The 8,596-nt window shown below is 61.4% G+C and carries 7 protein-coding genes; 3 read left to right on the forward strand and 4 right to left on the reverse strand.

Features of this window, described 5'->3' with window-relative positions:
* Positions 1 to 23 precede the first annotated feature (23 nt).
* Together C5J22_RS20780 and C5J22_RS20785 are read right to left on the reverse strand one after the other, a co-directional pair.
* Complete coding sequence (locus C5J22_RS20780) at positions 24 to 1,103, reverse strand: mandelate racemase/muconate lactonizing enzyme family protein (RefSeq protein ID WP_105439754.1); 1,080 nt, start codon at positions 1,101 to 1,103, stop codon at positions 24 to 26.
* 7 nt (positions 1,104 to 1,110) lie between these two features.
* Complete coding sequence (locus C5J22_RS20785) at positions 1,111 to 1,926, reverse strand: NAD(P)-dependent oxidoreductase (protein WP_105439755.1); 816 nt, start codon at positions 1,924 to 1,926, stop codon at positions 1,111 to 1,113.
* A 259-nt stretch (positions 1,927 to 2,185) separates the two neighbouring features.
* Between C5J22_RS20785 and C5J22_RS20790 the strand changes: the two genes are divergently transcribed.
* On the forward strand, positions 2,186 to 3,769 hold the full coding sequence (locus C5J22_RS20790; RefSeq protein ID WP_371412655.1) for an ABC transporter substrate-binding protein: 1,584 nt from the start codon (positions 2,186 to 2,188) through the stop codon (positions 3,767 to 3,769).
* 157 nt (positions 3,770 to 3,926) lie between these two features.
* On the opposite strand, the gene kdgD is transcribed toward C5J22_RS20790, so the two are convergent.
* Both kdgD and C5J22_RS20800 read right to left on the reverse strand, forming a co-directional pair.
* The gene (kdgD, locus tag C5J22_RS20795; RefSeq protein ID WP_105439757.1) at positions 3,927 to 4,859 is read right to left on the reverse strand and encodes a 5-dehydro-4-deoxyglucarate dehydratase; all 933 of its coding nucleotides are present in this window, start codon (positions 4,857 to 4,859) and stop codon (positions 3,927 to 3,929) included.
* Between the two features lie 88 nt (positions 4,860 to 4,947).
* Positions 4,948 to 5,691: a FadR/GntR family transcriptional regulator gene (locus C5J22_RS20800; protein ID WP_105439781.1), complete on the reverse strand. Its 744-nt coding sequence runs from the start codon at positions 5,689 to 5,691 to the stop codon at positions 4,948 to 4,950.
* A 180-nt stretch (positions 5,692 to 5,871) separates the two neighbouring features.
* Here C5J22_RS20800 and C5J22_RS20805 point away from each other — a divergent pair, with 180 nt between their 5' ends.
* Together C5J22_RS20805 and C5J22_RS20810 are read left to right on the forward strand one after the other, a co-directional pair.
* Complete coding sequence (locus C5J22_RS20805) at positions 5,872 to 6,672, forward strand: NAD(P)-dependent oxidoreductase (protein ID WP_105439758.1); 801 nt, start codon at positions 5,872 to 5,874, stop codon at positions 6,670 to 6,672.
* A gap of 105 nt (positions 6,673 to 6,777) precedes the next feature.
* Positions 6,778 to 7,926 (forward strand): mandelate racemase family protein, encoded by a 1,149-nt coding sequence (locus C5J22_RS20810; protein WP_105439759.1) that lies wholly within the window; start codon positions 6,778 to 6,780, stop codon positions 7,924 to 7,926.
* The last annotated feature ends 670 nt before the right edge of the window (positions 7,927 to 8,596 follow it).

Consider the following 8,596-nt stretch of genomic DNA (forward strand, 5'->3'; position numbering starts at 1 on the left):
TCTCGTCCTATGCGGATTTCAGCCTAGAGAGCGTGGTGGCTGATCGCATCCCGGTCCAAGGACATCCCCCAGCCGGGCGCATCCGGAATTTGGGCCGTCCCGTCAATGAGCTTTATCTTCTCTTCGTAGAGCGGCGTGAACCATTCCACGTATTCCAGGGAATGGGCGGTCGGGACATGCGCCAGCAGCTGCAGACTCATTTCGGGGAAAAGATGCGATGAGATCGGCAGGTCAAAGCTTGCCGCCAGTGCGCCGACGCGGGAAAATTCGGTGACGCCGCCAACCCGCTGGAGATCCGGCATGAGAATGGAGGCGGCACCCGTCTCGATCATCCGCCGGAAGCCGTAGCGCGTATATTCATTCTCACCGGACGCGATCGGCATCCGCAGGGCTTTTGCCACCTTGGCCGAATCCTCCAATGCGTGGGCCGGCACCGGCTCCTCGAACCAGGCGATATCGAACGGCGCCAGCGCATCGCCGAGCCTGATCGCCGCATCGACGTCGAGCACCTGGTTGGCATCGATCATCAGCCCGATATCGCTGCCGATCGCCGCCCGAACGGCCTTCACGCGCGGCAGGTCGACATCGATCCGCCCCGCAAGCCGCAGCTTCATCGCCTTGAAGCCGGCTGCGACGAAACCTTCCGCCTGCCGGACGAGCGAGGGAATGTCCTGGGTAAGCCAGAGGCCGCCGCTCGCATAGGCTGGAATAGTCTCACGGCACCGTCCCAGCATCCGCGAGATCGAAAGCCCGGCGCGCTTGGCCTTCAGATCCCACATGGCGCCGTCGATCGCCGAAATGCCCATGATCGAGACGCCGGTGAAACCGATGAAGTTGATACGTCGCCAGGCGTCCTGCCAGAAGGCGCCGGTATCGTCCGGATCGCGCCCGATCACCGCATCCCGCAGCACATGCACCATGCTGTCCAGAAGCTTCAACTGCTCCGGCCGGATGGTGAAGATCAGGTTTTCACCCCGCAATCCTTCGTCGGTGACGAGATCGATCACGATGCAGGAGAATTGATGGATGGTCGCCGTGGCGTTGCCGAGCGGTTCGGCCAGCGGCAGGCTGACGGCGGTGGTGGTGAGGTCGGTGATTTTCATGGGGTCGTTACCGGTTCAGGGAACGGGGAGGTTCGGTGTAGATGGGATCGTCGACGAAACCGCCGCCCTGCCACTTGGCTTGTGACGATCCCTTGTCCGGAATGCCCGGATTGCGTTCCACCTCCGAGCGATAGATCTCGGAACTGTCCTTCGGCACCCAGCCCAGATAGGCGGAAGCGGAGTTGTCCCACCATTTCGGCTGATTGTCCGAAACGCCCCAGATCGTCGGGCAACCGAGATAGGGAGCCTTGAAGACCCTCTCCGCAAGTGAAGCCATGTCGTCAAAGCTCAGCCAGATGGACAGCATCCGCACCGTCGTCGGCTTCGGCCAGCAGGCACCGATGCGGACGATCGCCGTCTCCTGGCCGAATTTGTGAAAATACATCTGCGCCAATCCCTCGCCGAAGCATTTCGAGACGCCATAAAGGCCGTCAGGCTTGGTGGGCCGATCAACCCCGATGAACTGGTCCTGCCGATAGAAACCGACCGTATGGTTGCTGCTGGCAAACAGGATACGCGGTTTTCCGTGCTTTCGCGCCGCTTCATAGAGATTGTGCAGGCCCCGGATATTGCTGTCGAGAATGCTGGCAAAGGTGTTCTCGGAAGGAATGCCGCCGAAATGCAGGATGCCGTCGCATCCTTCCACCATGCCCAGGACGGCATCGGAATTCGCCAGGTCGCAGGCAAAAGGTTCCTCGTTGGCCGCGACATCGTCCAGCGGAGAGATGTCGGAAACGCGGATGACCTCCGCCAGGTGCCCCAGCCGCCGGCGCATGGCCTTGCCCATATTGCCGGCCGCCCCGGTGATCAGAAGCCGCTTCATCTCCATTCCTCCTCGACATGCTGCCTGCAATCTAGAAGGTGCCTCGAATGCACGTCAACTCATAATATGACTGGAGGCTCGAAATAGGATATCAAGGCATCGGCCGCGCCACTCCGAGGTCAAAAGAGCGCGAGATGCATTATTTTCTAGGCCTGTCTCAGTTGACGAGGGTTATCTTTTCCGTCTTCATACAACGCAGCAGTCATGTGACGTCATACTCACTTGAGTGCCTGGAATGGAGGAACCCCAGATGAAATGGATGAAGCATGTGGCTCTGGCCACGGCTCTGACGCTGTCTGCGCCGGTCGGCGCATACGCAGATACCCCCGCCGACCAATTGATCGTCGGCCTCAGCATGAACAATATCTTGACCCTCGACCCGGCGGCGATTTCCGGCCGCGAGGCGACGGGCGTCATCGCCAATCTCTATGATACGCTTGTGGAACTCGCGCCGGACAAGAAGACCGTCAATCCGGGTCTCGCCAGCGCCTGGACGGTTGCCGATGACGGCTCGATCACCTTCACGCTGAGGGAAGGCGCGAAGTTCACGTCCGGCAACCCGGTCCGAGCCGAAGATGTCATCTGGTCGATCAAACGCAACATCAGCCTTGGCCTGGTCGGCGCGGGCGTCTGGTCGTCCTTCGGTTACAAGGCCAACAATATCGACCAGCTGCTGACGGCCGACGGCAACAAGATCACCCTCAAGCCGGCTCAGCCGACCGATCCGCAGCTCACGCTCGACATTTTTGGCAAGCCGGATGCCAGCGCGGTCATCGACATGAAGACCGCCATGAGCCACGAGACGAACGGCGACAAGGCCGCTGCCTGGCTGAAGATCAATGTCGCCGGTTCCGGCGCCTTCAGCCTGACGCGCTGGTCCTCCAACGAAATGCTCATCCTGACGCGTTTCGACGATTACTGGGGCGAGAAGCCCAAGATGAAACGCGTGATCTTCCGGCATATGCCGGAATCCCAGACCAAGCGGCTGATGCTGGAAAAGGGCGACGTGGACGTCGCGGTTGGCCTTTCGGTTCCGGATATCGCCGCGCTCGGCAAGAACAAGGACGTCGAGGTGCAGCGCACGCCAAGCTCTGGCTTCTATTTCCTCGCCGTGAGCATGAAGGACGAGCGCTTCAAGAACCCGGATGTGCGCCTCGCGATCCGCCATCTGATCGACTATGACGGCATCAACAAGTCGATCATGCCGAACTACGGCACGAAGCGTCTTCGCCCGGTCGCCGACGGCGTCATCGGCAGCCTGCCCGATCCGGACTACAAGCTCGATGTCGCCAAGGCAAAGGAACTGCTCGCCAAGGCAGGGTATCCCGACGGTTTCCCGGTCAGGCTGCTGACGCTCAACGAGCCGCCTTTCACGGACACCGCCACCGCGATCCAGGCAACCCTTGCCCAGGCCGGCATCAAGGCCGAAATCGTCCAGGGCGCCGGTGACCAGATCTATGGCCCGATGCGCGAACGCAAGTTCGAAATGCTCGTCGGTCGCGGCGGCGGCGGCCAGGAGCCGCATCCGCATTCCAACCTGCGCGCCCTCGTCATCAACCCGAACAACGCCGACGACGCCAAGCTCAGCGGCATCATCGGCTGGCGCACGTCCTTCTTCGACCAGCAACTGAACGACATGTCCGCCAAGGCACTGGTGGAGCGCGATCAGGCGAAGCAGAAGACGGCCTATGAAGACATCCAGAAGCGATACGAGGAACTCGTTCCTGCGCTGCAGCCGATCTCGGCGGTCATCGACAGCGTCGTCTATCGCGCCGACGTCAAGGGTTACGTGAACCACTACGGCTGGACGGTTCGTCTGCGCAGCGTGTCCAAGCAGCGCTGACCCACTTAAGCGATAAGTCCCTCCCAGGACGAGCGCTCGCAACCCCGGTTGCGGGCGCTTTTTTATGGGCGCCAACGCTCGGCAGCAGACACGAAAAAACCGGCAGGGCGGACCTGCCGGCTGATGCACTCGGGGAGAGGGTTGGAGAGGAGGACGCCTATTCGGCCGCCTGCACCCCGAGAGCGTCATTGCGGTAGGGCTCGCAGAGAGCCTCCATCATCTTGACTTCTTCGGCGGTCAGGTCGGTCAGCGGCGCGCGAACCGGACCGGTATCGAAACCCATCAGCCGCACGCCGGCCTTGATGGCGGAAACCGCGTAACCCTTCTGGCGGTTGCGGATCTCCATGAACGGATAGAAGAAGTCGATGAGGATCTGGTTGGTGGCCGCCGTATCCCCGGCCCGGAGCGACTTGTAGAACTTCTGGGCCAGCGCCGGGACGAAGTTGAAGACCGCCGACGAATAGGTGGTGACGCCCGCGCCGAGATAGGCGTCCGCAAAAAGCTCGGCCGTCGGCATGCCGCCGAGATAGGTCAGGCGGTCGCCCATGACCGCAGTGATCTTGCGCACCAAGCCGATGTCGCCGGAACCGTCCTTGAAGCCGACCAGATTGGGGCAGGCCTCGCAAAGGCGCGCCAGCGTTTCCGCCGTCAGGATCGAGTTGTCGCGATTGTAGACCATCACGCCGATGCCGACCGACTGGCAGACGGTCTTGATATGCTGATAAAGGCCCTCCTGGCTGGCATCCATCAGGTAGTGCGGCAGGAGGAGAATGCCGTCGGCACCGGCCTTTTCGGCAGACTTGGCGATCGAGACGGCGATGCGCGTGCCGTAACCGCAGCCGGCAACGATCGGCGTGCTGCCTGCCGAAGCCTTGGCGGCGACGATGATTTCCGGAATTTCGGAGGGCTCCAGTGAAAAGAACTCGCCCGTGCCGCCGGCGGCAAAAAGCACCGAAGCATCGAACCCGGCCAGCCAGCCGACATGCTGCTCATAGGCCTTGCGGTTGAAGAGGCCATCTTTCCCGAACGGCGTGACGGGGAACGACAGGAGGCCGGCGCCGAGCGCATGCTTCAGTTCATTTGGATCCATAGACATGGCAGTCCCTTCCTGGTTGATTTCCAGAAGGCTACCAAGTCATATTATGACTGTCAATAGTTGTATTATCTTCAAGGGCGCATCAGGGCCGCCGTATCAGCGAGCGATAGCGTTGTTGGCTCCCCTTGAGATGCATGCGCATGGCGTCGCGAGCAGCCGAATCATCGCCATCGGTGATCGCGCGGGCGATACGGGCATGTTCATCCTGGATCTGGGCCAGGTATTCAGGCGGCGAAATCTCCACTTCGCCCTCCTGCAGCAGCGATCGCGGAATCATCTGCTTGCCGATCGCCTCCAGCAGTTCCCGGAAACGCGGGTTGTTGGTAGCGTCCGCGATGGCCAAATGGAAAGCCCTATCGCTTTCGACCGTTGCCGCACCGGCAGCGATCTGCCGCTTGATCGTCTCGAGACATTCGAAGATCAGTTCCTGCTGCGCCGGCGACGAACGGACCGCAGCAAGACCCGCAGCCTCTATCTCGATGGCAGCGCGGACTTCCAGCATTTCGATGATGGAGGAAACGCGGCTGGCATCCACGGTGCGGAAGCCCGCCTGCAGCCCGCCTTGCGGCGCCAGAACGAAGACGCCGACGCCATGGCGGACCTCGACGAGATTGTCGGCCCGCAACGAAGCGATCGCCTCGCGGATGACCGTGCGGCTGACCTCGTATTGCAGCGTCAGCCCGCTTTCGGTGGGCAGTTTGTCGCCGGGCTTCAACGCACCGCTCGCGATCGCATCCCGCATCCGCCGGCCAACCGTCTCGACCAGATTGCGGCCTTTTCGCGAGGGTGCCTCCCCGGTGATGTTATCTGCTCTCTTCAATGTCAGCCCGCTCTCTCGCTTTGCCATTTCAGCTACTTAGAGGGGTAAAACCTGCCCTTGTTGTCAAGCGCCGAGCAAGAATTTTATTGACGCCCAGCCATGGACCTATAGTATGAGATGACCTATGAGGTATGATGACAAGGCGAACCGGCGCATATTCACCGACGGCCCGCCCATGAGGGAAGAATGCTCAAGAGACTGCTTTTAACCGGCGCCGCGGGGGGTGTCGGCCGGGCAATCCGGCCGATGCTGAGGGAGATCGCCGAGCATGTCGTGCTGTCGGACATCGGTGAGATCGCCGATGCGGGCGCCGGCGAAACCTTCGTCCAATGCGATCTGGCGGATGCCGCCGGTGTCGCCAAACTGGTCGACGGCGTCGACGGCATCATTCATCTCGGCGGCATTTCCCTCGAAAAGACGTTCGACCTCATCGTCCAGGGCAACATCGTCGGCCTCTACAATCTCTACGAAGCCGCCCGCCACAACGGTCTGCCGCGCATCGTCTTCGCAAGCTCCAACCACGTCGTCGGTTACTATCGGTGCGATGAAAGGCTCGACAACACGGTCGTGCCGAAGCCGGACTCGCTCTACGGGGCTTCGAAGGTCTTCGGAGAGGCGATTGCCAGCCTCTATTTCGAGAAATTCGGACAGGAGACTTTGTCCGTCCGCATCGGTTCGTGCTTCGAAAAACCGGCCAACACGCGCATGCTGGCGACCTGGCTCAGCTACCGTGATTTCTTTTCCCTCTGCCGGCGCGCCTTTGCTGCACCGCGGATCGCCCACACCATCGTCTACGGCGCCTCTGCCAACGACGAGCAGTGGTGGGACAATCGCAATGCCGCTTTCCTCGGCTGGAAACCCGAGGACACATCCGCAAAGTGGCGCGTCGAAGTGGAGGCGGCCGCCGGCAGGCAAGACCCGACCGATCCCGCCGTCATCTATCAAGGCGGCGCCTTCGCCTCGGCCGGCCATCCGGACGATGCGTGAAAGACAGACTTCCGCCCCCCCACGGGCGGCTCCGATCCGGCCCTCGCCGGGTCCCGAAATGAAATGGCGGAGGTTCATCCCTCTGCTTCTGACAGGAGGAATTTCGTGAAGATCGTAGACGTCAATGTGCGCGTATTCTCCCATACCACGCGCCGTCACCAGGATGCCGCCGGCCATGCCCATCCGGGCCCGCCGCACAAGGTCAACCTGGCGCTGCTGACCATCGTCGACGACGACGGTGCGGAAGGCTATTGCTTTGCCCCGCCGGAAGTCGTTCGCCCGCATGTGATCGACAAGTTCGTCAAGAAGGTGCTGATCGGCGAAGATCCGTTCGCCCGCGAACGGCTGTGGCAGGACCTCGCGCACTGGCAGCGCGGCAGCGCGATGCAGCTGACCGACCGGGCGCTCGCGATCGTCGATTGCGCCCTCTGGGACCTTGCCGGCCGCAAGCTGAACATGCCGGTTCACAAATTGATCGGCACCTACCGCGAAAAGATCCCGGCCTATGGCTCGATCATGTGTGGCGACGAACTGGAGAACGGCCTCGCCACGCCAGAAGATTACGGCCGGTTCGGCGAAAAGCTCGTCAAGCGCGGCTACAAGGGCATCAAGCTGCACACCTGGATGCCGCCGGTCTCCTGGGCGCCTAATGTCAAGATGGATCTCAAGGCCTGCGCCGCAGTCCGCGAGGCGGTCGGCCCGGATATCCACCTGATGATCGACGCCTTCCACTGGTATACCCGCACGGAAGCGCTGGAACTCGGCAGGGGCCTCGAAAAGCTCGGCTTCGACTGGATCGAGGAGCCGATGGACGAGCAGAGCTCGGCTTCCTACGCCTGGCTTGCCGAAAACCTCGACATTCCGGTCCTCGGTCCGGAAAGCGCCGGCGGCAAGCATTTCAGCCGCGCCGAATGGATCACCTCGAAGGCCTGCGACATCCTGCGCACCGGCGTCCATGACGTCGGCGGCATCAGCCCGGCAATGAAGACCATGCATCTGGCCGAATCCTTCGGCATGAACTGCGAAATCCACGGCAATGGCGCTCCGAACCTGATCATTGCTGCCTGCACCAAGAACGCGAAATGGTACGAGCGCGGCCTGCTGCACCCGTTCCTCGAATATGACGACGGCTTCGAATACCTGAACGCCCTCGTCGACCCGATGGACGAAGACGGTTTCGTTCATATTTCCGACAAGCCGGGCATGGGCGAAGACATCAACTTCGACTTCATCAACGCCAACCTGGTCGAGTGAACTATTTATTCTGCCTCCCAAGCAGGAAAGAGAAGCCCGGTCCCCTTTGGGGCCGGGTTTCTTGTTTTTGCAGTCCGCCGAGCCTGTCGTCGGTGATTGGATCCTCGGGTCAAGCCCGAGGATGACGACGGAGAGGTGTGCCAAAGTAAGCAGTGCAGTGGGCTGAAACGGTGCTTTTGTGAGAGACAGCCCCACACACTCGTCGTCCTCGGGCTTGACCCGAGGATCCGATCACCGAGGATCAAAAGCCTTCGGCCAACATTCCGGAGTCCCGCGCAGTCGCCTGCCGTGGTTTTCAAAGATCGGAGAGCCACACGAATGCGGAACCTCATAGTAAAATAATAGTATGGCTCCGCATTCGCGTGGCCTTCGGCGTCTTTTCGGGGCTTCCGGCCCCTACAGGTGATCATCTCGCCTCGCTGCGTGGCTTTGTTCGCGACTTCCTTTCGGGAAATCATGCCACTTGCACGGCTCAACCGAACCGGACATGGCTGTCCGGGGGAGGCTTGATAGGCGGCTCCATCCGAAGACATCGCCGCCATGGCTTTCACCTCTTCCACCATCCCCGCACGTTACGGTTCCGATGAAAGCGCCGGCTCCCGCCTGCCCGCGAACGTCTCGCGAAACACTCCGGCAACGGAAGCGAGGGGATTGTAGGCATGGGCTGGGA

This window comes from Neorhizobium sp. T25_13 (assembly GCF_002968675.1).
GTDB classification, from domain to species: Bacteria; Pseudomonadota; Alphaproteobacteria; order Rhizobiales; family Rhizobiaceae; genus Neorhizobium; species Neorhizobium tomejilense.

Coding starts and splice junctions, on each gene's coding strand:
- C5J22_RS20785 (WP_105439755.1), bottom strand. CDS start 1,926: ATGAAGCGGCTTCTGATCACCGGGGCGGCCGGCAATATGGGCAAGGCC.
- C5J22_RS20780 (WP_105439754.1), bottom strand. CDS start 1,103: ATGAAAATCACCGACCTCACCACCACCGCCGTCAGCCTGCCGCTGGCC.
- kdgD (WP_105439757.1), bottom strand. CDS start 4,859: ATGGATCCAAATGAACTGAAGCATGCGCTCGGCGCCGGCCTCCTGTCG.
- C5J22_RS20790 (WP_371412655.1), top strand. CDS start 2,186: ATGAAGCATGTGGCTCTGGCCACGGCTCTGACGCTGTCTGCGCCGGTC.
- C5J22_RS20805 (WP_105439758.1), top strand. CDS start 5,872: ATGCTCAAGAGACTGCTTTTAACCGGCGCCGCGGGGGGTGTCGGCCGG.